General features: G+C 42.3%; 23 protein-coding genes. 4 read left to right on the plus strand and 19 right to left on the minus strand.

All coding sequences use genetic code 11. The features are described 5' to 3' along the window. Positions 1-12 precede the first annotated feature (12 nt). Positions 13-1533 carry a galactose/methyl galactoside ABC transporter ATP-binding protein MglA gene (mglA, locus tag YWE_RS0112200; RefSeq protein WP_029094790.1) on the plus strand — a complete coding sequence of 507 codons (1521 nt, stop codon included), beginning with the start codon at positions 13-15 and terminating at the stop codon, positions 1531-1533. Between the two features lie 17 nt (positions 1534-1550). Next, positions 1551-2561, plus strand: coding sequence for a galactose/methyl galactoside ABC transporter permease MglC (gene mglC, locus YWE_RS0112205; RefSeq protein WP_029094791.1), 1011 nt, complete (start codon positions 1551-1553; stop codon positions 2559-2561). 241 nt (positions 2562-2802) lie between these two features. Here mglC and YWE_RS0112210 read toward each other — a convergent pair whose 3' ends face one another. The 15 genes from YWE_RS0112210 to asnC all read right to left on the minus strand — a co-directional run bounded on the left by YWE_RS0112210 (position 2803) and on the right by asnC (position 15859). Next, positions 2803-3585, minus strand: a complete 783-nt coding sequence (locus YWE_RS0112210) for a DUF4253 domain-containing protein (protein WP_029094792.1) — start codon at positions 3583-3585, stop codon at positions 2803-2805. A gap of 18 nt (positions 3586-3603) precedes the next feature. Beyond that, the gene (locus tag YWE_RS0112215) at positions 3604-4335 is read right to left on the minus strand and encodes a L,D-transpeptidase family protein (protein WP_029094793.1); all 732 of its coding nucleotides are present in this window, start codon (positions 4333-4335) and stop codon (positions 3604-3606) included. Positions 4336-4456: 121 nt separating this feature from the next. Then, complete coding sequence (locus tag YWE_RS0112220) at positions 4457-4879, minus strand: F0F1 ATP synthase subunit epsilon (protein WP_029094794.1); 423 nt, start codon at positions 4877-4879, stop codon at positions 4457-4459. 21 nt (positions 4880-4900) lie between these two features. After that, positions 4901-6280 carry a F0F1 ATP synthase subunit beta gene (gene atpD / locus YWE_RS0112225; RefSeq protein WP_029094795.1) on the minus strand — a complete coding sequence of 460 codons (1380 nt, stop codon included), beginning with the start codon at positions 6278-6280 and terminating at the stop codon, positions 4901-4903. Positions 6281-6313: 33 nt separating this feature from the next. Beyond that, positions 6314-7177 (minus strand): F0F1 ATP synthase subunit gamma, encoded by an 864-nt coding sequence (gene atpG / locus YWE_RS0112230; RefSeq protein ID WP_029094796.1) that lies wholly within the window; start codon positions 7175-7177, stop codon positions 6314-6316. A 46-nt stretch (positions 7178-7223) separates the two neighbouring features. Further along, positions 7224-8765 (minus strand): F0F1 ATP synthase subunit alpha, encoded by a 1542-nt coding sequence (atpA, locus tag YWE_RS0112235; RefSeq protein WP_029094797.1) that lies wholly within the window; start codon positions 8763-8765, stop codon positions 7224-7226. Positions 8766-8777: 12 nt separating this feature from the next. Beyond that, positions 8778-9311: a F0F1 ATP synthase subunit delta gene (gene atpH / locus YWE_RS0112240; RefSeq protein ID WP_029094798.1), complete on the minus strand. Its 534-nt coding sequence runs from the start codon at positions 9309-9311 to the stop codon at positions 8778-8780. 14 nt (positions 9312-9325) lie between these two features. Next, the gene (gene atpF / locus YWE_RS0112245; protein WP_029094799.1) at positions 9326-9796 is read right to left on the minus strand and encodes a F0F1 ATP synthase subunit B; all 471 of its coding nucleotides are present in this window, start codon (positions 9794-9796) and stop codon (positions 9326-9328) included. Between the two features lie 53 nt (positions 9797-9849). Beyond that, positions 9850-10089 (minus strand): F0F1 ATP synthase subunit C, encoded by a 240-nt coding sequence (atpE, locus tag YWE_RS0112250; protein WP_029094800.1) that lies wholly within the window; start codon positions 10087-10089, stop codon positions 9850-9852. Positions 10090-10136: 47 nt separating this feature from the next. Beyond that, entirely contained in the window at positions 10137-10958 is an 822-nt protein-coding gene (gene atpB / locus YWE_RS0112255; RefSeq protein ID WP_029094801.1) for a F0F1 ATP synthase subunit A, read from the minus strand. 26 nt (positions 10959-10984) lie between these two features. After that, a complete protein-coding gene (atpI, locus tag YWE_RS0112260; RefSeq protein WP_029094802.1) occupies positions 10985-11368 on the minus strand; it encodes a F0F1 ATP synthase subunit I in 384 nt (127 codons plus the stop codon). A gap of 596 nt (positions 11369-11964) precedes the next feature. Next, a complete protein-coding gene (rsmG, locus tag YWE_RS0112270; RefSeq protein ID WP_029094804.1) occupies positions 11965-12582 on the minus strand; it encodes a 16S rRNA (guanine(527)-N(7))-methyltransferase RsmG in 618 nt (205 codons plus the stop codon). A 10-nt stretch (positions 12583-12592) separates the two neighbouring features. Next, on the minus strand, positions 12593-14482 hold the full coding sequence (gene mnmG / locus YWE_RS0112275) for a tRNA uridine-5-carboxymethylaminomethyl(34) synthesis enzyme MnmG (protein ID WP_029094805.1): 1890 nt from the start codon (positions 14480-14482) through the stop codon (positions 12593-12595). Between the two features lie 372 nt (positions 14483-14854). Continuing rightward, complete coding sequence (gene mioC / locus YWE_RS0112280; protein ID WP_029094806.1) at positions 14855-15304, minus strand: FMN-binding protein MioC; 450 nt, start codon at positions 15302-15304, stop codon at positions 14855-14857. 93 nt (positions 15305-15397) lie between these two features. Next, positions 15398-15859 (minus strand): transcriptional regulator AsnC, encoded by a 462-nt coding sequence (gene asnC / locus YWE_RS0112285; RefSeq protein ID WP_029094807.1) that lies wholly within the window; start codon positions 15857-15859, stop codon positions 15398-15400. A gap of 154 nt (positions 15860-16013) precedes the next feature. Between asnC and asnA the strand changes: the two genes are divergently transcribed. Beyond that, positions 16014-17003, plus strand: coding sequence for an aspartate--ammonia ligase (asnA, locus tag YWE_RS0112290; RefSeq protein WP_029094808.1), 990 nt, complete (start codon positions 16014-16016; stop codon positions 17001-17003). Here asnA and viaA read toward each other — a convergent pair. After that, positions 17000-18460 carry an ATPase RavA stimulator ViaA gene (gene viaA / locus YWE_RS0112295; protein WP_029094809.1) on the minus strand — a complete coding sequence of 487 codons (1461 nt, stop codon included), beginning with the start codon at positions 18458-18460 and terminating at the stop codon, positions 17000-17002. The two genes, asnA and viaA, sit on opposite strands and share 4 nt — an antisense overlap. Further along, entirely contained in the window at positions 18461-19978 is a 1518-nt protein-coding gene (gene ravA / locus YWE_RS0112300) for an ATPase RavA (RefSeq protein ID WP_029094810.1), read from the minus strand. Positions 19979-20214: 236 nt separating this feature from the next. Between ravA and kup the strand changes: the two genes are divergently transcribed. Further along, positions 20215-22086 (plus strand): low affinity potassium transporter Kup, encoded by a 1872-nt coding sequence (gene kup, locus YWE_RS0112305; RefSeq protein ID WP_373875650.1) that lies wholly within the window; start codon positions 20215-20217, stop codon positions 22084-22086. Positions 22087-22126: 40 nt separating this feature from the next. Here the strand turns inward: kup and mdtD are convergent, their stop codons facing one another. Continuing rightward, positions 22127-23521, minus strand: a complete 1395-nt coding sequence (mdtD, locus tag YWE_RS0112310) for a multidrug transporter subunit MdtD (protein WP_029094812.1) — start codon at positions 23519-23521, stop codon at positions 22127-22129. Between the two features lie 35 nt (positions 23522-23556). Then, positions 23557-24246 carry a FadR/GntR family transcriptional regulator gene (locus YWE_RS0112315; protein WP_029094813.1) on the minus strand — a complete coding sequence of 230 codons (690 nt, stop codon included), beginning with the start codon at positions 24244-24246 and terminating at the stop codon, positions 23557-23559. Between the last annotated feature and the right edge of the window lie 519 nt (positions 24247-24765).

Here is a 24765-nt window from a genome sequence, read left to right on the forward strand (position 1 = left end):
AAGGCCTGCTGTATGAGCGACGCGACTATCACGCCATCCACCGAATTTTTATTGGAAATGAGTAATATCAGTAAGTCATTTCCCGGCGTAAAAGCATTAGATAACGTTAATCTTAATGTTCGCTCTCACTCAGTTCATGCACTCGTGGGCGAAAACGGGGCGGGGAAATCTACGCTGTTGAAATGCCTGTTTGGTATTTATAACAAAGACAGCGGCAAGATTATATTTCAGGGAAAAGAAGTTAATTTCCATAGTTCAAAAGAAGCGCTGGAACAGGGCGTTTCTATGGTACATCAAGAGCTAAATTTAGTGCTTCAACGTACCGTTATGGACAATATGTGGCTTGGCCGCTATCCGGTCAAAGGCATGTTTGTCGACCAAAAAAAGATGTATCAGGACACTAAAGCCATTTTTGACGAGTTGGATATCAAAATAGATCCTGCTGAGAAAGTGTCGAATTTATCTGTATCACAAATGCAAATGATTGAGATAGCCAGAGCATTCTCATATAACGCCAAAATAGTGATTATGGATGAACCGACATCGTCCCTTACTGAGCGGGAAGTTAATCATCTATTCAGCATCATTAATAAACTCAAAGATCGCGGCTGTGGCATTGTTTATATTTCTCATAAGATGGAAGAAATCTTCCGGCTATGTGATGAAATTACGGTACTTCGCGACGGACAATGGGTGATTACCCGTCCGTTAGAAGGGTTAAATATGAACGATATTATAGCCATGATGGTTGGCCGTTCACTGACCCAACGCTTCCCTGAAAAAACCAACAAAATTGGCGATATTATTCTTCAGGCCAAAAATCTCACCTCCCGTAAACAACCTTCCGTTATCGATGTCTCTTTTGATTTACACAAAGGGGAAATATTAGGTATTGCTGGTTTAGTGGGGGCAAGGCGCACGGACGTAGTAGAAATCCTATTCGGAATTCGAGAAAAAATTGCCGGGAAAATATATTTAAATGGCAAAGAAATCAATAACAACAGTGCTAATGAGGCGATCAATAACGGTTTTGCTTTAGTGACGGAAGAACGCAGGGCTACGGGAATTTATGCCCATTTAGATATCGGTTTCAACGCATTAATTTCTAATATCAAGATGTATAGAAACCAGTTGGGGTTACTAAACAATAAACGGATGAAAAGTGATATTCAGTGGGTTATTGATTCTATGCGGGTCAAAACGCCGGGGCACAGAACCGCAATTGGTTCTCTGTCCGGTGGAAACCAGCAAAAGGTGATTATCGGGCGCTGGCTGCTAACCCAACCGGAAATATTATTGCTTGATGAACCCACAAGGGGAATAGACGTAGGCGCGAAGTTTGAAATTTATCAGTTGATAATAGAACTGGCCAAAAAAGAGAAAGGAATCATTATTATTTCTTCTGAGATGCCGGAATTACTTGGTATTACCGATCGCATATTGGTGATGAGCAATGGCCATATGGCGGGTATCGTCGACACCAAACAAACCTCCCAGAATGAAATCCTACAGTTGGCATCAAAATATTTATGAGTCAAAGGAACACCACTATGCGTGCGCTAAATAAAAGCTCCGTTTTAAATTTTATGAAAGACAATGGTATCTACATTGTACTTTTTGCGTTACTTGCCATCATTATTATTCAGGACACCTCATTCCTTAGTTTGCTTAACTTAAGCAATATTCTGACTCAGTCTTCAGTAAGAATTATTATTGCATTAGGCGTTGCCGGATTAATCGTTACCCAGGGAACCGACCTTTCTGCCGGTCGTCAGGTCGGGCTTGCCGCCGTGATTGCCGCAACCTTGCTACAGTCGATGAGCAATGTGAATAAAGTATTTCCTTCACTTGGTGAAATTCCTATTGCCGCCGTGATTATTGCAGTCTGTCTGGTTGGTGCCCTGATTGGTTTAATTAACGGATTGATTATTGCCTATCTTAACGTGACGCCATTTATTACTACGCTAGGTACCATGATTATCGTTTATGGCGTTAACTCGCTGTATTACGACTATGTCGGCGCATCTCCCATCGCCGGATTCGATCCTCGATTCTCTCAGTTTGCCCAAGGGTTTATTCGACTAGGGGACTTCAAGCTTTCTTATATTACGTTTTACGCCATCATTGCGATTATCTTTGTCTGGATACTGTGGAACAAAACTCGCTTTGGAAAAAATATTTTTGCCATTGGTGGTAACCCTGAAGCAGCTAAAGTCTCCGGGGTAAACGTTACATTAAACTTGATCTTAATCTATGCCCTTTCCGGCGTGTTTTATGCTTTTGGCGGCCTGCTTGAAGCGGGACGAATTGGCAGTGCAACTAATAACTTAGGGTTTATGTACGAGTTAGATGCTATTGCTGCCTGCGTCGTCGGTGGGGTTTCATTTAGCGGAGGAGTCGGTACTGTAGCCGGTGTCGTCACCGGAGTACTTATTTTTACCGTGATAAACTATGGATTAACCTACGTTGGGGTAAACCCTTATTGGCAATATATTATCAAGGGCAGCATTATCATTTTTGCCGTGGCTTTAGATTCACTGAAGTATGCCAAGAAGAAGTAATAGTTTTAATAAAAAACGCCGTTTTTTTGCGTAATGCCTGTCTGTTAAGGGTAATGAATAAAGCCGGGATAACAAGAGAGCAACACAGTCGTCATCCCGTTGAAAAACGGGATCCCCCTTAGGCTGAATGGTCATTTGTCAGCTAAAACCAGATCCCCGTTTTCACGGGATGACGATTAAGTGGAATAACATCAGGCCGAAATGCTTAGCTAACAGGCACTACGCTTTTTGCAGCGTTTTTTTATTCAACATACCTTAACCAGAAAAACTCACCTTCGGCCAACCAGCGGCTAAATATTTCTAAATAGGCCTGTTTATCCTTATCAGCAATATTGTATAAGCATAACAAATCCTCTGACATGGCATAAATTTGTTGATGTGACAGTGGTTGATTGCGGATAAATCCTAAATAAGATGCCCCAACGCCGATAAGTTCTAATCCATAACGTTCCTCAAGCCGCTTAGCCACTGCGAAATTTTCCGCAGGTGAAAGATCGCTCGAAAAATATCCATTAGGAAAAGCACTTAAGGTTTGATAAGCGTGATTAACCGGCACCAGCAATGCTGAGAGAGGCTGATCGAACATCGATAGCGGGCTTTTCTGATAATCCTCCCACTCATCGATATATTCTTCCGATAACGTTAATCCCTTATTACACGCATCGCTAAAGATGGCATCTTTTACCAATTGATTAAAATTATGCTGACAAATAAAAAACTCAGAAGGTGTAGATAAATATCCTTGATGTTCACCATCTTCAAATGCTTCAGGTGAAACTGAGGATAGATCTAAACTTCCGACCTCATCAAGATGGTAAGTATTTCGAGCATGGCCGGATGTATAGCAGGCTTGAGAAAAATCATCTAAAGAGAGCAGTAATTTTTTATCGGGGTATTGTTGTTTTTTATCCCGAATAAATAACAATAGATCTTCAATGTTTTCAATATTATTAAGCTGATACTCGTCACATAGCCCGCCGGAAGGATTGTGCTTACTTTTGTGGCTTAAAAATTCAATATCCATATTTATTCCTCTCTACAGTTATCCTTGATAACCAATGACCTTATACATCTTATTTTCTACCACAACTTGCGGAACTTGTTGAGTTTGTTCAAAATAATCATAAGCGGGCTTTAACGTCAGCCAGAAAGCAAAGTCTTTTGATTCCAAATGATTTTTCATATTTTCCTGCGTCATAGCAAATGGAAAGATATGAATAGGAATGCTCTTTTGACCGCTATCAAGAGCCTGTTCCACCAGCCGGTAGATTTCGGTAATAATAGGATCGGTCATAGCATAGCAACCGGCTGACGCACAGCCACCGTGGACCATTAAAAAATCCCCGGTATAGCCATTAGCTCTGTCAAAGGCATTGGGATAGCCAATATTAAAAGACAAATGATATTGGCTATTAGGGTTAAGTAATCTCTTATTGGTTGAGTAGAAACCTTCAGGGCTTTTCTTATCACCCTGAACTTTTTTCGGGCCTAATCCGCCGGAGTAAGTACAGATAATATAGGTCTTATACAGGTTATACTTTTTTCCATCCGATGTTGCCCATAGCTCCAGCTTATCTTCCGCTTTCAATAATCTGATATACAAGCTATCGCCGGGTTTAATTTGTATCGCAGGACGCTCAGGATAAGACGATACCTGCTCAGTGCTTTCAGTTGCGTTATTATTCATCGCCAAGTAATCGGTAATATTTCTATAAATAAACAAGCTGACAATCAGTATCAACAGCAGGATAACGATAAAAACAACCTTCCTCATTCGAACTCCATTCCTTATCCTGATAATCGTAATCAATCATCCTTAATAGATAACAAAAAAGCCAATCTGCGAACAGACTGGCTTTTATAAAACACGTAACAAAATGTTGTGTGTTTACTTATTACATCAATTTCTTGGTCAACTCAATTACGCGCAGTTTTGCAATCGCTTTGCTTAGCTCTGCGGATGCCTGTGCATAATCTACGTCACCATGCGAATTACGGATATGTTCTTCCGCTTTGCGCTTGGATTCCATTGCCCGGGCTTCATCAAGATCCTGTCCGCGGATAGCAGTATCAGATAAAACGGTGACTATAGTCGGTTGGACTTCAAGAATACCACCGGATAGGTAGATAAACTCTTCATCACCGTCAACCTTAACAATGCGAATCAGGCCCGGCTTGATGGCAGTGAGCAGCGGCGTATGTTGAGGAAAAATACCCAACTCACCTTCGCTACCCGTCACCTGGATTTTTTTCACCTCGCCGGAAAATAAATTATTTTCCGCGCTGACTACATCCAGATGGAAAGTTGATACAGCCATGTCGCCCTCCTCATTGCACCATTACAGTTTCTTGGCTTTTTCCACTGCTTCTTCAATGGAGCCAACCATATAGAACGCCTGCTCTGGCAGGTGATCGTATTCACCGTTCATGATGCCGTTAAAGCCACGGATAGTGTCTTTAAGCGATACATACTTACCAGAAGAACCGGTAAATACTTCAGCAACGAAGAATGGCTGAGACAGGAAGCGCTGAATCTTACGCGCACGAGATACCACCAGCTTATCGCTTTCTGATAGCTCATCCATACCCAGGATGGCAATAATATCTTTCAGTTCTTGATAACGTTGCAGAATAGACTGAACGCCACGGGCACAGTCGTAGTGCTCCTGACCAACAACTAATGGATCCAACTGGCGGCTGGTTGAATCAAGCGGGTCAACTGCCGGGTAGATACCCAGAGAAGCAATTTGACGGCTTAATACAACGGTTGCATCCAAGTGGGCAAAGGTTGTGGCTGGTGATGGGTCAGTTAAGTCATCCGCTGGTACGTATACCGCTTGTACTGAAGTGATTGAGCCCGTTTTGGTTGAGGTGATACGTTCTTGCAGTGTACCCATCTCTTCCGCCAGCGTTGGTTGGTAACCTACCGCTGATGGCATACGACCTAACAGTGCTGATACTTCTGTACCGGCTAAGGTATAACGATAAATGTTATCGATAAACAGCAGAACGTCACGGCCTTCATCACGGAATTTTTCCGCCATGGTCAGGCCGGTTAACGCAACGCGCAGACGGTTTCCCGGTGGCTCATTCATTTGGCCATAAACCAGAGATACTTTGTCTAATACGTTAGATTCTGTCATTTCGTGGTAGAAGTCATTACCCTCACGAGTACGCTCACCAACGCCGGCAAATACAGAGTAACCTGAGTGCTCAGTCGCAATATTACGAATCAGCTCCATCATGTTTACCGTTTTACCTACGCCGGCACCACCAAACAGACCAACTTTACCGCCTTTGGCAAACGGACAAATCAGGTCGATAACCTTGATGCCCGTTTCCAGCAGTTCGTTAGCACTGGATAAATCTTCGTAGCTTGGTGCAGCGCGATGGATAGCCCAACGCTCTTCTTCACCAATGTCACCCTTCATATCGATAGGCTCACCAAGCACGTTCATAATACGGCCCAGAGTTGCCACACCGACAGGAACTTCGATAGGGTGTTCTAAATCAAGTACTTTCAGACCGCGGCTTAGGCCATCTGAGGTACCCATAGCGATACAACGAACGACACCACCACCGAGCTGCTGTTGAACTTCCAGCACTAGTTTGACATCGTTTTGAACTTCAAGCGCATCGTACACTTTAGGTACAGCATCTTGAGGGAACTCGACGTCCACTACGGCGCCGATAACCTGGATAATCTTTCCAGTAGCCATCTTGAATCCTCTACGTAATTCCTAAACCTAGCTTTAGACCGCTGAGGCTCCCGAGACAATCTCGGTGAGTTCCTGAGTGATGCTGGTCTGACGCGCTTTGTTATAAACTAACTGAAGCTCTTTAATCAGTTCGCCGCCGTTATCGGTTGCGGCTTTCATCGCTACCATTCGTGCAGCCTGCTCGCTAGCCAGATTCTCTACTACACTTTGATAAACCTGCGATTCGACATAACGACGCAGCAGAATATCCAGCAGCGACTTCGGATCGGGTTCGTATAGATAATCCCAGGACTTATTTTTTAACTCTTCATCTTCTGACTTAGGCAACGGTAACAGCTGAGTTATTTCAGGCGACTGAGACATGGTATTAACAAACTTATTGTTTGCCACATACAGTCGATCTAAACGACCTTCATCGAAAGCCTGCAACATCACTTTTACCGGACCAATCAGTTCAGAAACTGAAGGGGCATCACCCATTCCGGTCACCTGAGCAACGATATTACCGCCGACCGATGAAAAGAAAGAAGCGCCTTTAGAGCCGATGATTGCTAAATCAACGCTAACGCCTTTATCACTCCAATCTTTCATTTCAGCCAACAGTTTTTTGAATAAGTTAATATTCAAGCCACCGCACAGGCCGCGGTCTGTAGACACCACCAGATAACCTACGCGTTTAACGTCACGATCATCCATATAAGGGTGCTTATACTCAAGATTACCTAAGGCAAGGTGGCTAATTACCTTGCGCATCATCTCAGCATAAGGACGGCTTGCTGCCATGCGATCTTGCGATTTACGCATTTTAGAGGCAGCGACCATCTCCATCGCTTTGGTGATCTTTTGCGTATTTTGTACGCTACCGATCTTACTTCGAATTTCTTTTGCGTTGGCCATATCAGCTTCTCCTCACTACCTGGCGGCCCCTAAAGGCCGCTGGGTATTACCAAGACTGGGTTGCCTTGAAGGTATCAAGGATAGATTTGAATCCAGCCTCGATCTCATCATTGTAGCCGCCAGTTTGGTTGATTTGCTGTAACAGCTCAGCGTGGTCACGCTCGGAAAAGGCTAACAGAGCCTCTTCAAAACTACCGATTTTATCTAATTCAACATCTTCCAGATAGCCACGTTCCGCTGCAAAAAGAACCAGAGCCTGGCTTGCTACAGACATAGGAGCATACTGTTTTTGTTTTAGTAGTTCGGTAACTTTCTGACCGTGGCTTAACTGCTTACGCGTTGCATCATCTAAATCAGAAGCAAACTGGGAGAACGCTGCCAGTTCACGATACTGTGCCAAAGCAGTACGAATACCACCGGACAGTTTCTTAATGATTTTAGTTTGTGCAGCACCACCAACACGGGATACGGAAATACCCGGGTTAACCGCTGGACGAATACCGGCGTTAAACAGGTTAGATTCTAGGAAGATCTGACCGTCGGTGATGGAGATTACGTTAGTCGGAACGAACGCAGAAACGTCACCAGCCTGAGTTTCGATGATCGGTAATGCGGTTAAAGAACCGGTTTTACCTTTCACTTCACCCTTGGTAAATGCTTCAACATAGTCAGCGTTAACGCGAGCAGCACGTTCTAACAGACGGGAGTGGAGATAGAACACATCGCCTGGGAATGCTTCACGACCTGGCGGACGACGTAACAACAGAGAAATCTGGCGATACGCTACGGCCTGCTTAGACAGGTCATCGTAAATAATCAGTGCATCTTCACCGCGATCGCGGAAATATTCACCCATTGCACATCCGGCATAAGGCGCCAGATACTGTAATGCGGCTGATTCTGACGCTGACGCAACCACAACAACGGTGTTTGCTAATGCATTATGTTCTTCTAACTTGCGCACAACGTTGGCGATAGTTGAAGCTTTCTGGCCGATGGCCACATAAATACATTTAATGCCTGAGTCACGTTGATTAATGATCGCATCAATCGCCATTGCAGTTTTACCTGTCTGGCGGTCACCGATAATCAGCTCACGCTGGCCACGGCCGATTGGGATCATGGAGTCAACAGACTTATAGCCAGTCTGTACAGGCTGGTCTACGGATTGGCGGTCGATAACACCCGGAGCGATGGCTTCAACAGCAGAGAAACCGTCATTTTCAACAGGTCCTTTACCATCGATAGGTGCACCCAGCGTGTTAACAACACGACCAAGCAAACCACGACCAACCGGAACCTCAAGAATACGACCGGTACATTTTACCTTCATGCCTTCAGCAAGATCGGTATATGGACCCATAACTACCGCACCAACGGAGTCACGCTCAAGGTTTAATGCTATCGCATAACGGCTGCCCGGCAGTGCGATCATTTCGCCCTGCATAACATCGGCTAAACCGTGAATACGAATGATTCCGTCACTAACGGAAACAATGGTACCTTCATTGTGAGCTTCACTCACAACGCTGAACTGAGCAATGCGTTGCTTGATCAGTTCGCTGATTTCTGTGGAATTCAGTTGCATGCTCCAGTCCCCTTAAGACTGCAATACTTCAGTCAAGCGATCAAGACGGCCGCGAATGCTGCCATCTATCACCATATCACCCGCACGGATGATAATACCTGCCATGACAGACTTATCGATTTTGCAATTTAGCTTAACTTTGCGTGACAAACGTTTTTCCATCGCAGTGGCTAAATTAGCCATCTGGTTGTCATTCAATGGAGTAGCAGAGGTGACATCCACTTCAATGGTTGACTCCTGTGCTGAACGCAGTTGAATAAACTGTTCTAACACGTCAGGAAGTACGATTAAACGTCCATTTTCGGCCATGACCTTAATCAGGTTTTGACCATTTTCGTCGAGCTGTTCGCCGCATATAGCAAGAAACGTATTTGCTAAATGCTCCGGAGCCAATGCGCTTGATAACAAATCAGCGACTTGGTCATCACGGCTAACTTCAGCAGCAAAACTCAGCATTTGCTGCCAGCGATCTAAACCTTGTTGCTCAACGGCAAAGTCAAAAGCTGCTTTGGCGTAGGGGCGAGCTACAGTAATAAATTCAGACATCTGCCCCTCCCTCCTTACAGTTCAGCGACCAGTTTATCAACGATGTCGCTATTAGCAGCTTCATCCACGGAACGTTCGATAATTTTCTCAGCACCAGCAATCGCCAGCATAGCTACTTGCTTACGCAATTCTTCACGCGCACGTTTGCGTTCTGCGTCTATTTCAGCCTGAGCCTGAGCAAGAATCTTAGAGCGTTCTTGTTCAGCTTCAACTTTAGCTTCGTCGACTATTTGAGCTTTACGCTTATTAGCTTGCTCGATAATCACCTGAGCGTCAGCCTTGGCTTGAGCTAACTGGTCGGTCACATTGGCTTGCGCTAAGTCCAGATCTTTTTTAGCTCGTTCTGCAGAAGCTAAGCCGTCAGCAATTTCTTTTTGACGCTTTTCGATGGCACTGATAATTGGTGGCCATACGTACTTCATACAGAACCAGACAAACAGGACAAACGCTATCGCCTGGCCGAGGATTGTTGCGTTAATATTCACAGCACAATGCCTCTTTCTAATTTAACGATTTGGTGTGGTTTCAAAATCTAACGTTACGCGACTGCGAACATTACATATAAACCCAAACCAACAGCAATCATCGGGATGGCGTCAACTAGACCCATAACGATAAAGAACTGTGTACGCAGTAATGGGATAAGATCAGGCTGGCGAGCGGCACCTTCCAAGAACTTACCGCCCAAAATGCCGATACCGATTGCAGCACCGATTGCAGCTAGGCCCATCATTATAGCAGCAGCCATGTACAGCAGATCCGTATTTAGGTTTTCCATGACAGTCTCCAGTTTATTTCAGTTAAAACTTAGCAGGGTTGTGAATATTAATGTTCTTCAGATGCCATCGCGAGATAAACAATCGTCAGAACCATAAAAATAAAGGCCTGTAACGTAATGATCAGTATGTGGAATATTGCCCAAGGGACATTAAGGAGCCACTGTGACCACCAAGGAAGCAGACCAGCAATCAGGATGAAAATTAACTCACCCGCATACATGTTTCCGAACAGTCGTAGACCGAGGGAAACAGGTTTGGATAGCAAGCTAACGCCTTCCAAAATTAGGTTAATAGGGATAAACGCCCAGTGATTAAACGGCTGCATTGTCAGTTCTTTAACAAAACCTGAAATGCCTTTCATTTTGATGCTGTAAAACAGAATCAAAATAAACACGCCAATTGCCATAGAAAGAGTAATGCTTACGTCAGCGGTAGGAACTACGCGCAGTGCCGGTAGTCCGAAAACATGCTCGCCAATATAAGGAAGTAAATCAATTGGCAGTAAGTCCATGGCATTCATCAAGAAAACCCAGACAAACACGGTAAGGGCCAGCGGCGCTATCACCTTGCTGTTACCCTGATACATGTCTTTTACAGTACCGTTAACAAAACCAATAATAAGTTCTACTGCACACTGGAGTTTTCCAGGTACACCACTACTGGCTTTGACAGCGACACGGCGGAAGATGTACAGAAACAATAACCCAAGAACAATGGAAAAGAACATCGAATCAATGTTAATTGTCCAGAAACCTGGAGAATCGCTCCCCGGTTGAACAAGTTCCAGGCTACGCAGATCCAACTGAAGGTTATTCAGGTGGTGGCTGATGTAATCCTTTGGACTAGATATTTCCCCTGATGCAGACATAATGCCTCTCACCCTTTGGTTATCAATTAATGACGAAAAATATTTATTACGGCTGGCGCCAGTATTTGTACGATCAACACCGTTAAGTAAGTCACACTAAGAGGCAAAAATTCAGCCTTAAACACAGCCAGTGCTACAACTAACAAAACGATGGTCAAAATAATTTTAACAACTTCGCCGATAACAAACGACCAAGCTAGTCGACCATAGGCCTGTTTTTTATCCTGATGCCGCCACGTAATAAACAAGAACATGACATTAGGCAAACAGGCAGACAAACCACCCAAAAAAGCAGAAATATCCCATTTTTGGCTGTTAATACAAAAAACGGCGCTAAGCAGGATAACGACGATAAATTGAACTAACAAGAGTCTGCGGGCTGTTACTGAATCATAAAGCACTACAGACATGGCAATTATTCTCTTTGAGCTTTCAATCTACTTAAAAAGTAGAAACTGAGTACTGTATAAAACTGTCTTTATCCGCCGGAGTCAAGCCAGCAAAAGCGATTGGATTATACGGTGGAGCCCAGCTAATTCAATATTTAAGTAACAAAAAAGTGAACAAGTGTTTAAAACTATAAAAAATCATTTTTTGCTACACATCGAGCCAACGCGGCTTATTATTACTAATAATGTTAAACGTGCTTTGATTAATTATCCTTTTGTGAAGCTAATCACACAAAAAAATCAGATTCAAACAAAGGCGCAAAAAAGACTTATGTTGTTAATAATAATTAGGTTTATGTTGAATATCTCACCTGAAAGGATTCAACAACGCCAATTACTACTTTAGAGTTATCAAAACACGATCGAATTCTAGCATTAACACACAACAGATACACATAAAAAGAAATGCTTACTTATTGTTAATATTTTGTAATCTCAAACTTTGTCGCTGTGCAATTTTTATTCAGATTTACTCATTTTATTTAACGATTAAATTTTTTTTATCAAAGCACAAATAATTCAATCTATAGAAAAATAATCACTCAGCTGATTATTTTTCATCCAGATATAATAACCAGATGACGTTCACCATCGAGTTCTGGAACATCCAGACGGACAATATCGACAACGTGAAAACCGTCAGGTAGCCGATCTAACTCTTCCTGAGAAACAATGCCTTTCAGCGCATAAAATTTACCCTTCTCTTTAGCCGGTAGATGATGACACCAACTCAGCATATCTTGAAGAGAGGCAAAAGCCCGGCTAATCACGCCGTCAAAGCCATCAGTTGCAGAAAACTCTTCAACTCGACTCTGTACCGGCGTTACGTTGGTTATTTCCAGTTCATGCATCACCTGACGAATAAACCGGATACGCTTACCTAAACTATCCAGAAGAGTAAAGTGAGAATCAGGGCGAACAATAGCCAGCGGGATCCCGGGTAATCCGGGTCCGGTACCAACGTCAATAAAGCTTTTTCCCTGTAAATGGGCATTAACCACAATGCTGTCCATAATATGGCGAATCAGCATTTGTTGAGGATCTCGTACCGAAGTTAAATTGTAAGCTTTATTCCATTTGTGCAATAAAGCCACATAACCCAGAAGCTGCTCCTTTTGGAGATCGGTCAACACAATATTGGCTGAGGCTAACAGTCTGTTAAATTGATTTTTCACAACCTTTTCCTTAAGCGCTACGACGCAGCATGCCCTGCTTTTTAAGCCATACCAATAAAATAGAGATAGCGGCCGGTGTAATACCAGAGATCCGCGATGCTTGGCCTATTGAGGTTGGTTTATGGTCATTTAATTTAGCGCTTACTTCATTTGAAAGCCCTGATACCAGTTTGTAATCCAGATCCGGAGGTAAAACAGCACTCTCATTACGTAACTGTTTTTCAATTTCGCCCTGTTGGCGGCTGATATAGCCTTCGTATTTAACCTGGATTTCTACCTGTTCTGCAGCCTGTGGGTCTGACAGCCCTGGGGAAAACAGGGGTAATGCTGATAACGTTGCATAATCGACTTCAGGACGCTTTAACAGCTCTTCACCGGTTGCTTCTTTAGAAAGTGGCGTTTTTAATAATGCATTAATTTCGTCAACCTGATTCATATTAGGATGAACCAAAATACTTCTCAGGCGCTGGCGTTCAAGTTCAACCAGTTCTTGTTTACGGCTAAAGTGCTCCCAACGAAGATCGTCAACTAATCCTAACTTACGGCCTATTTCAGTCAGGCGAAGATCCGCATTATCTTCACGCAGCATTAGCCTATATTCAGCACGAGAGGTAAACATACGGTAAGGTTCTTTCGTTCCCAGCGTGCTTAGATCGTCAACCAGAACGCCAATATAAGCTTCATCACGACGCGGTGACCATCCTTCTTTGTCAGATGAATAGCGCCCAGCATTAAGTCCGGCAAGGATGCCCTGAGCGGCAGCCTCTTCATAACCGGTGGTTCCATTAATTTGTCCAGCAAAGAATAGTCCACCGATAAACTTACTTTCTAAAGTAGGTTTTAAATCGCGAGGATCAAAGAAATCGTATTCAATAGCATAACCAGGACGCACGATCCGGGCATTTTCCATTCCGATCATCGATCGGACTATTTGCATTTGAACGTCAAACGGCAGGCTGGTAGAAATCCCGTTTGGATAGACTTCGTTGCTGTTTAGTCCTTCGGGTTCTAAGAAGATCTGATGTGAATCTCGATCGGCAAAACGCATAACTTTGTCTTCGATCGATGGGCAATATCTTGGGCCGATCCCTTCAATGATCCCGGCATACATCGGGCTGCGATCTAAATTACTACGGATCACACTGTGGGTTTTTTCGTTAGTGTAGGTGATATAGCATGGGATCTGCTGCGGATGTTGTTCCACATTTCCCATAAACGAGAAAACCGGTAGCGGGGTATCACCGTGCTGTTGCTGCAGAATATCAAAATTAATTGTACGTGCATCAATTCTTGGCGGTGTACCCGTTTTTAAACGATTTACCCGCAGTGGTAATTCGCGTAAGCGTTGTGATAAACCGATCGAAGGTGGATCACCAGCTCTGCCACCGCTGTAGTTCTCAAGACCAATATGGATCTTACCGTCCAAAAAGGTCCCCACGGTCAAAACAACGGCTTTAGCTCTGAATTTAAGTCCGATCTTAGTTACCGCACCGACCACTTTATCATTTTCAACAATCAGATCTTCAACCGGCTGTTGGAAGATCATTAGGTTTGGCTGGTTTTCCAATGCGGATCTAACGGCCTGTTTGTACAATGCACGATCGGCTTGAGCACGGGTTGCTCTTACAGCGGGGCCTTTACTTGCATTCAGTGTTCTAAATTGTATTCCCGCCTTATCAATAGCTTGCGCCATTAATCCACCAAGAGCATCCACCTCTTTAACCAAATGTCCCTTACCAATCCCACCAATAGCCGGGTTACAGGACATGAGTCCTAAAGTATCGATATTGTGAGTCAGTAAAAGAGTCTGTTGACCCATACGGGCAGCTGCCATAGCGGCTTCTGTACCGGCATGACCACCACCGATTACGATGACGTCAAAGGGATCTGGATAAAACATGGTATTACACCTCAGGATGTTCGGTCGATCGTGTCAAAGGATCTTGGGTCAGCGATTCTACTTAACTTTGAAGTTTAGTCCAACTGCCTTGGATCCTGCTTAATTAAAGAAAGATCTTTTTATTTAGAGATCTTCTTATTGGATCTACTATTAGGATCAATAGATCTTGTGGATAAGGAATAATTTGTCTTTGGGATCAGTTTATTGGATCCCTTTGCTTGCTGTGGAAGATCGGTGATCTTATTCAGTATAAGCTGAGTGCAATATAGCTAGTTATCCACAACCCTAGTTTCGAGTTTAAGTTGTTATTGGGATAACTACAGGTTAGATACCTGTTTCAAGCATAGTTATACACAACTGACTGCGCGTTTATTAATCGTTTCTGAGTAAAATAATCCAATTTTCCAACCAAACTTCAGCAGGATCCTCGGGTATTTCATGTTCAGTAACGTCAATATCAAGTCGATCGCCGATCCTTTTTGCTCCACGATCTTGCAAAATTCGTTCGGCAGTGACGATCCCGCCGCAAAAAGTGTCATATTCTTTGCTACCTAAACCGATGGCTCCAAACTTAAGCTGACTTAGGTCTATCTTCTGCTGTTCTATTTGTTCAAATAAAGGAAGGAGGTTATCGGGTATCTCTCCGGCCCCGTGAGTGGATGTTACTACCAGCCAAATACCTTCATTCTTTACTTCATCAAGTTCTGCGCCATGGAGGACTTCTGTCGTAAAACCAGCCTGATTCAATTTTTCTTCAAGATGTTCAGCTACATATTCAGCACTGCCTAAAGTACTGCCGCTGATCAGTGTTATATCTGGCATATAAGTCCCATGGATTGATGCTTAGAGCGGTATTGTACGCTGTGAAACAGCTGGGATCTACCTGTGGATAATATGGGTATATAAAAAAATAAATTATGGTTTGATAGTCCTCATTATAGGATTCTGTAAGGATATTAACGTTTCTGTCGATTGGATCTCATCGATGGTCTGGATCTTGTTGATAAGTATTTGCTGTAACCCATCAATGGAGCGGGTCATAACCTTTATAAAGATGCTGTAGTGTCCGGTGGTATAGTAAGCTTCGACGACTTCCTCCAGGTTTTCTAATTTAGCCAGCGCCGAGGGATAGTCTTTAGCGCTTTTAAGAATAATGCCGATAAAGCAGCAGACGTCATAGCCCAACTGCTTTGGGCTTATTTCAACCTGAGTCCCTAAAATAATGCCAGCCTGCTTCATTTTTTCGACCCGTACGTGAATAGTTCCCGGGCTAACGTTGAAGTTTTTAGCTAATTCAGCATAAGGGGTACGCGCATTTTTCATTAATTCATTCAATATGCTGCGATCCAAATTATCGATCTGGTAATTATCGGCCATTTTTTACTCCATTTATTGCACTATTCTTATTAATCTAGCCTTAAAAATGAATAATTGAAATGATAATAGCTATATTTGTTATTGAATATTGAATTATCACCTCATTCTGTTGCTTAATGTACACATACAACATAACAGCACTGAGATAAACACTATGAAACAGCCCTTCATTCAAAAACAACAGCAAATTACTTTTGTTAAGTCTTTCTTCTCTCGTCAGATGGAACAAAAATTAGGTTTAGTCGAAGTTCAGGCGCCTATTTTAAGTCGTGTCGGCGATGGTACTCAGGACAACCTGTCTGGCTGTGAGAAAGCCGTTCAGGTAAAAGTAAAAGCCATCCCAGGGGCTACCTTTGAAGTGGTTCATTCATTGGCTAAATGGAAACGTCAGACGTTAGGTCGCTTTGGTTTTACTGCAGGTGAAGGTATCTATACCAATATGAAAGCACTGCGCCCTGATGAAGACCGCCTGAGCGCCATTCACTCTGTGTATGTAGATCAGTGGGATTGGGAAAGAGTCATGTCTGAGACTCAACGGACATCTGAGTATTTGAAAGATACCGTTAGAACAATATATTCAGCGATTAAAGAAACTGAAGCCGCAGTGGCAAAAGAATTTGGTTTGAAGCCTTTTTTACCCGCTGAAATTCAATTTGTTCACAGTGAAGATCTTCTGCAACGCTATCCAGATCTTGATGCAAAAGGCCGTGAACGTGCAATTACTAAAGAATTAGGTGCTGTTTTTCTAATCGGCATTGGCTGTAAATTATCTCACGGTGAGTCCCATGATGTTCGTGCTCCTGATTATGATGACTGGACTAGCCCGGGAACTGAAGGCAGCGGTTTAAATGGTGATATTCTGGTGTGGAACCCGGTGCTGGAAGATGCTTTTGAGCTTTCTTCTATGGGGATCCGCGTTGATGCCGAAACATTAAAGCGTCAGTTGGCGTTGACCGATGATGAAGCTCGCTTATCACTGGAATGGCATCAGGCGTTATTACGCGGTGATATGCCACAGACTATTGGTGGTGGTATTGGTCAGTCTCGTTTAGTTATGTTACTGCTGCAGCAAAAGCATATTGGACAGGTTCAATGTGGTGTATGGACTCCGGAATTACGTGAAACCGTAGACTGCATGCTTTAATTATTTTTAATCTGCCAGCGGCGACGTAACCGTTGGCCAAGCCCGGTATCAAAGCGCCAAATATGATCGAATATTTTCATTATATTTGGTTTGCCATGTTTAGACATAGCCACTGCATGAAAGCGGTGGCTATGTTTTTTTTGTTTATTTTTTATCTGGCTAACCAAAGCGTCGGGTAATCGCTGGGCTATAAAATCAGAAATAATCACGGTATCGGCATCCTGCCAATCCTTTTGATCAATTTTATCTAAAGTTTCTGACAGGCAAGCTGCTAAATCAGTACCGCCTTGAAAACGCTGGCTTAAAAAGCGAATAGCTTCAGCGATACCTCTGTCTGAAGTAAGTTCATAATGAATAACGTCTGTAGAAAATAGTAATATATAACAGCGTCTGTTATCGGCCATGGCTATACGTAATAGAGCAAGACAGAAGGCTTTAGCGCATTTTTCGTTAAATCCGCCCATTGAACCGGATGTATCAACACAGACAATAAATGGACCTCTGGCCTGTTTATCGGTCACTATTTTTGATACGGCTTTCGTTCGAGCCTGTTCCCGCCAAACTTCACCTTTTAGCTGGTATGTCAGAAGCCTCTGTTCTAAAAAACGGCGATAGAATTCAAATTCCAGTTCATCAATATTAAGTAAAGCCATTTCACTTGGCAGAATACGTACAATATCGTCGCTTTGATTTATACCATTAACCCCTTCAGGCAGAGTGGCGGGTTCCCTAACCATCGTTCTGAATATTTCATAATGAATATCTTTGCGATCGACTGATGTAGCCTGATAGCTTCTTCCTAGTTGTTGAGCAAGTTTTAGCAACTCAGGCTGCTGTGAGAGAAATTTTCCATATTCAATCAAAGTATCGCTGTCTGATTTATATTTTTCACTGCGGGTCATATCCCATAATTGACCCGCACTTTGTTCATTCTCAACCAGAAAAGGTTCAAGGGCGCTGTTTATTACCAGTCGTTCCTGAAGTTCAACGATGAGCTGATCCAGATCTTCCTGAATAAGTGATTGATGTAAAGTGGTTACCTGAGTTGATAAGCTTGTCCTCCATTTCCGTATAAATAAACTCTGAAAGCTATCGCTGGCTTTATCTATGGTCGCGGCTAACTTTTTAGCCTGCGGTGTAAATGGGGAATTTAAATATTCTAGCTGCTGAATAATGTCAGGTAATTGGTTGAAAAATAGACTGCTATTCAATGATAGTGTTTGTTTATAAAGTGAAAATTCATCTGAAATAGCAGTAGGAACAATAGCGTGCTGTAGCTTGAGCCCCAGTTTTGTCTTCCATACCAATAGATCTTTACTTAATGCTTTTTTAATTGCCGGGAATTTTTCAAAGAAAATAACCAGCTGAGGAGCTGCTAGCAGTCCTATAAGCAGTTCTTCAACCAGCTCGGTTTCACTGATTGAAAGTAGTAGTTCTACGGTTTGTAGGTCCAGCATTTATGGCTTAATTCCGGAGAAACGCTGCTTTTGTTTTTCTATTTCTTCATATATAGCGAGTAAGCTTTCTTCTATTTTGCCCAACCATTGATTATTGATGAACAGACATGGCTGAGCGTTAGTAAAGCGTTTACGTTGTTCACTGAGACGAAATTCTACATTTTTTAGCCGCTGAATAAGTTCTTCCGGCACTTTTACATGGGGCTGATTGCCGGATAAATGTAATGTAGATGAATTTAGGCTGATATCTCTGATAATTAGCTGCTGTTGGTTATCAACGGCAATGTCTAATGATTGTGAAAAACCAATACTATTGAGCTTACCTTTTAATGCTTCACCTTTAGTTAGCCATGATTCAAGTATCTGTTTTTCTATTAGAATATGAGTAACTTCAATTCCATGTAGTTTTAGTGGTGTTTGTAGTAATAACGTTATATTTGGTTCTGTAATATTATGAGTAAGAACATATATTTGTTTACGGTTAAACAATGTTGTTTTACGTTCAACCTTTAAAGATAACTGATTAGATTGCTGCTGCTGATATTTTATCCAGTCCGAATTAATTTGTTGAATTTGAAATATAATACTTTGTTGTTGGTAAGCCTGTTCAGTAATTAACTGCTCTATTTGCTGCTCTATTAGCGATAAAGAATTAAGATCGTGCCATAAGCAATCTTTTAATAAAATAATATCAATAGGGCTTATTGATTCACGATCGCTAAAAAAGGCACAGGCTTGCAGTAAACGAATTGCTTTTTTCCAACGCCTGTCTGAGACGTAAGGTGCATTATTGATAGCCCCAAGGTTCTGACGAAGCCCATATATAAGTTCAAAAACTTCATCCGGTAGTTTTACCGTCCCGATGGATTGTTGCCATTCCCAATATTCTTCATTGCTAATACTTAAAGAGGCTATGGAAGGGCTTATTTTTTCATCTTCCTGATGGCTGATTAACGATAAAAAATTATCTTTTTCTTGAACATTATTTAGTGATATTCTGATTAGCATTCTATCGTAGAGTGCTTCCAGACTACTGTCATCTTCGGGAAGTTCATTAGAAGCGGTAATCAAGAGCCGTAATGGTATGGATGATTCCATATCCCCATTGCGAAATCGCCTTTCATTGATAGCCGTCAGTAAGGTATTTAAAATAGCTGGCCCGGCTTTCCAAATTTCATCTAGAAAAACGATTTCTGCTTCAGGCAGATAGTTTTTTGTGAGCCTTATATAACGGCCATCTTCTTTTAATGCCTTAATAGATAAAGGGCCAAATACCTCTTCGGGCGTGGAAAAACGGGTCATTAAGTATTCAAAAGCATTAGCCTGTTTAAAGGTATATTTTAATCGGCGAGCTATTAGGCTTTTAGCTATTCCCGGCGGGCCTAGTAGAAAAACACTTTCGCCGCTGAGGGCAGCCAGTAAACACAATCTTACCGTATGCTCACGTTCATAAAGCCCGGTTTCGAGTATGCTGCTTAAACGAGTTATTCTGTCTGATTTTGTTTGAGATTTAAGCATGATTACATTTTATAAAATAATAAGTGACTAAAAAAAATTATAGCAGATCTATGATTAATAATACTTTTACAACGTTAGTAAATGTTATTAACAGTATAAATATTTTGTTGTTGAATATTTTTAGGTAAAAGTAGGCAACAATACGTTAAATGTTGATATTTGGTTTATATTTAAGCCAACTCTATTTTATGCCGATGGTGCTGTGTGGCAGTTCTACCTAAAGCTGGTAAAAAATAATGATAAGTTCAGATAATAAACGCCCATTACCTGCGGCTATGTTAGCGACTATTGGTGTGGTATATGGTGATATAGGTACTAGTCCTCTTTATACCTTAAGGGAATGTTTCTCTGGTTATTACGGCTTCGGCGTTGAACCCGATGTTATATTTGGCTTCCTGTCCTTGATTTTTTGGATGCTGATTATTGTCGTTTCGCTTAAGTATCTTAGCTTTGTTATGCGGGCTGATAACGCAGGTGAAGGCGGGATTTTAACCTTAATGTCATTGGCCGGAAGGTATGCTAGTGATAAAAAAACTGCGTTTGTGGTTATTATTGGGTTAATTGGCGGTAGTTTTTTTTATGGTGAGGTGGTTATTACTCCAGCCGTTTCAGTGATGTCTGCGATGGAAGGGTTAGAACTTTTAGCTCCCTCACTGGAACCTTATATTGTTCCCTGTGCAATTCTGGTTTTAACCATTTTATTTTGTATCCAGAAACATGGTACTGGTGGCGTGAGTAAGGTTTTTGCGCCGGTAATGCTGATATGGTTCATTGTTATTGGCTTACTGGGGGCCCGCAGTATTATCGCCAGCCCTGAAGTGCTATCGGCATTAAACCCGATGTGGGCGATAGGTTTTTTTCTTGAATATAAATCGCTGTCTTTTTTTGCGTTGGGTGCTGTTGTATTGGCCATCACCGGCGTTGAAGCTTTATACGCAGATATGGGGCATTTTGGCAAAATGCCTATTCGCTATGCGTGGTTTACCGTTGTTTTACCCTGTCTTGTTCTCAATTATTTTGGGCAAGGGGCTTTGCTATTAAGAAATCCTGAAGCGATAAAAAACCCGTTCTTCTTACTGGCGCCTGATTGGGCATTAATTCCGTTACTAATCCTTGCGACTTTGGCCACGGTTATAGCCTCTCAGGCTGTAATCTCAGGCGTATTTTCTCTAACAAGGCAGGCTGTTCATTTAGGCTATTTGCCGCCAATGAGAATTTTGCATACGTCTGATATGGAAGCCGGGCAAATTTATATTCCGGTTATTAACTGGTTGCTGTTTATTGCGGTTGTTATCGTTATTGCAACCTTTAAACACTCAAGTAATTTAGCTGCGGCTTATGGTATTGCTGTAACGGGTACTATGGTGATTACTTCTATACTTTCATGCTCAGTTGCTTATAGAAACTGGCACTGGCCTCGTTTTGTGACTGTCACCATATTGGCGCTTTTACTGTTTATTGATGTGCCTTTATTCGCAGCCAATGCGGTTAAAGTTTTTTCCGGCGGGTGGCTACCGCTGACTCTGGGACTGGTGATGTTTATCATTATGACTTCGTGGAAGAGCGAGCGGTTTAGGTTATTACGCCGGCTAAATGAGCATGGTAATTCATTGGAAGCGCTTATAGCTTCATTAGAAAAGAACCCGCCAACCCGCGTTAAGGGAACGGCGGTATTTATGATCAGGACAACTAATGTTATCCCGTTCTCCTTGTTGCATAACCTGACGCATAATAAAGTTCTACATGAAAGGGTGATCTTATTGACGATAAAAACAGTAGATACACCTTATGTTCATAATGTTCAACGGGTGACTATTGAGCAACTATCTCCCTCTTTCTGGCGAGTCGTGACGAGTTATGGTTATAAGGAAACGCCAAACGTTGAGAACATCTTTTACTTATGCGGACTGGAAGGGCTTTCATTTAGAATGGAAGAAACATCATTCTTCCTTTCACATGAGTCAGTTAAGTTAGGTAAACGCCCTTGGTATCTGAGAGTAAGAGGGCAATTATTTCTGGCTCTTAACCGCAATGCATTAAGGGCGCCGGATCAGTTTAAAATCCCGCATAATCGGGTAATAGAGTTGGGAACGCAGATAGATATTTAGTGTAAAAAAAGCTCTCTTAATTTAGAGAGCTTTTTTATGGCTAGCTGCGGCGTTTAGAACTTAACAGATGATCGCCATCACCCGGCTTTAACATCATAAATACTAACGATGATAGTAATGTAATAACCCCCATTGTTATAAATGTGTAGTGGAAATTATCAACGGTACTGCCATGAGAAAATGTCTGGTATGTATATAAAACCGTTGCGCTGACGGCAACTCCGAAGCTGATAGATAGCTGTTGAGTTACTGCCATCAGGCTATTGCCCTGACTGGCATTACTATCATTTAAGTCACCTAATGTGATGGTATTCATCGCTGTAAACTGAGTCGACATCACCATACCCAGAATAAATAATGGAATAACTAACATCCAAAGTTGTTCTGTGGCCGTTTGTAATGAAAATTGAGAAATCATCAGGCCGATAAGCGCGGTGATACCAACCAGCGTTTTTCTATAGCCAAAGCGGCCTAATACTCGGGTAACCATAGATTTAGCGATAAGAGACCCTACCGCAGTCGGGGCCATCATACATCCGGCAATCAGGGCTGAATAACCAAAGCCAATTTGTAGCATGAGGGGCATTAAAAAAGGAATGCTACCGGTCCCTAATCGGGAAATGATGTTGCCCAAGATGCCAATTGAGAATGTCCGTATGCGAAATAGCGATAAGTTAAATAAAGGGTGCGTATAGAGGGTGGCGTGCTTTATATACAATAACAACAAGATAACGCCGGAGACAAAAATCGCTATTGCCACGTAAGGTGAAACAATACGTTCACTGAGAAGCGATAAACCACTCAATAGCATAACCAGACTTAAACCAAAAAGTAAAAATCCTAACAGATCAAATTTACGTTTTGGTGCTGTAAAGTCAGGCATGTAGCGGCGAGCATAAAACATGCCAATTAAACCAACGGGAATATTAATTAAAAATATCCAATGCCATGTCGCATAAGTAACTAGCCATCCGCCGAGTAAAGGACCTATTACCGGGCCTATAAGGCCGGGAATAGTGACAAAATTTAATACAGGCAGTAGCTCACTGCGTGGATAAGCTCTTAATAAAGCTAAACGAGCGACTGGCATCATCATCGCCCCGCCAACGCCCTGCATTATTCTGGATAATACCAATATCAATAAAGAGGGGGACATGGCGCAAAAAAGCGATCCCAGAACAAATAAGAAAACAGAAATTAAAAATATTTTTCGAGTGCCAAAACGGTCGGCCAGCCATCCACTAATAGGGATAAGCATCGCGACGGTTAAGGTATAGCTAATAATCGCAGACTGCATTGCAAGCGGAGAGTGGTTAAGACTTTTCGCAATGGCCGGTATAGCTGTATTTAATATGGTGGCGTCTAATGCCTGCATAAAAAATGCGATAGCTGCAATCCAGGGCAGGCCAGCGACGCTACGTGCTGATTTGGTCATTCAGTATCCTAGATTTTTGCTAAAAAATGGAATAACTAAATATCCTTTTCCAGTAATTCCTGAGTTGCTATTAGAGCTTCTGTGCTGTTTTTCTTTAGTATTGCATCAACAATTGACTGATGCTCTTCCAGCTTTATAACTTCATTATTAGTCACCGATCTAAAGTAAGTATGGTAGACAGAGCTAAATAAGTTAGAAAATGACATTAATAATGGATTGCAGCTGGCGTTATAAATAAGTCGATGAAACTGAGTGTCTACGCTTACCCATTGTTCGGCATCAAATACCTTATGCAGAGATCGCATTTCAGCCATAAGCAGTGAAAGTTGATAACGTTGTTCATTACTGGCATGTATTGCCGCTAATGCAGCGGCCTGTGGCTCTAAAGCTTTTCGTAAAACGACAAAGTGTTGCGTAACTTCTGAAAAGTTATCTTGGGTTATCCACCATGAAAGCAAGTCCTGATCGAGGAAGTTCCAGTAACTCTTAGGCATAACTCTGGTACCTATACGAGGTCTTGCCAGTAACATGCCTTTGGCCGTAAGCATTTTAACGGCTTCTCTAATCGCTGTTCTGCTTACGTTATAGATTTCACACAGTTCATTTTCACCAGGCAGGATACTTTCAGCAACAAATTCCCCTGATAGGATGCGAAGCGCTATTTTTTCTGCAACAAGATAAGACAGATTACGATGGGAGGCCTGTTGCTGAAGGTTAAATTGCATTATTTACATCCTTTATCGATGTTTCTGGTGATGCGGCTTAATAATCAAGTCTAAGGTTGGTTTGTCCGCACTCTTAGAATGAGCACTTTAGTCTTATCTTTTTTGTAAAAGGGGAATAAATCATAATGTATCAGAAACGTTATTTTTCCATATGATCGATGAATAATTTAATTTGTCGGTGCTAAATAACAAGCATCAGTCAGTATTTTGTCAGTAATTAACCTAAGAGTGTACGTTTATTCGTTGATGTGGCGAAAAATAAAGCGTTCAGATAATAATTGCGATTTAGCACTTGCCAGATGACTCAGAGTCCCTATAATGCGCAACCTCTGACACGGCAAACAGCCGCGCAGACCGAGATGTGGGTGAATAAATCTGAGATTTAACACTTGACTCTCTAACGGGTTAGCGTATTATTCGCAGCCCGTGTTGCAGGAAGTTTTCTCCCTACAACACCGCTCTTTAACAATTTATCAGACAATCTGTGTGGGCACTCACAAGACGGTATCATAGCCACCT

It is taken from the genome of Budvicia aquatica DSM 5075 = ATCC 35567, from assembly GCF_000427805.1.
Classification (GTDB): Bacteria; Pseudomonadota; Gammaproteobacteria; order Enterobacterales; family Enterobacteriaceae; genus Budvicia; species Budvicia aquatica.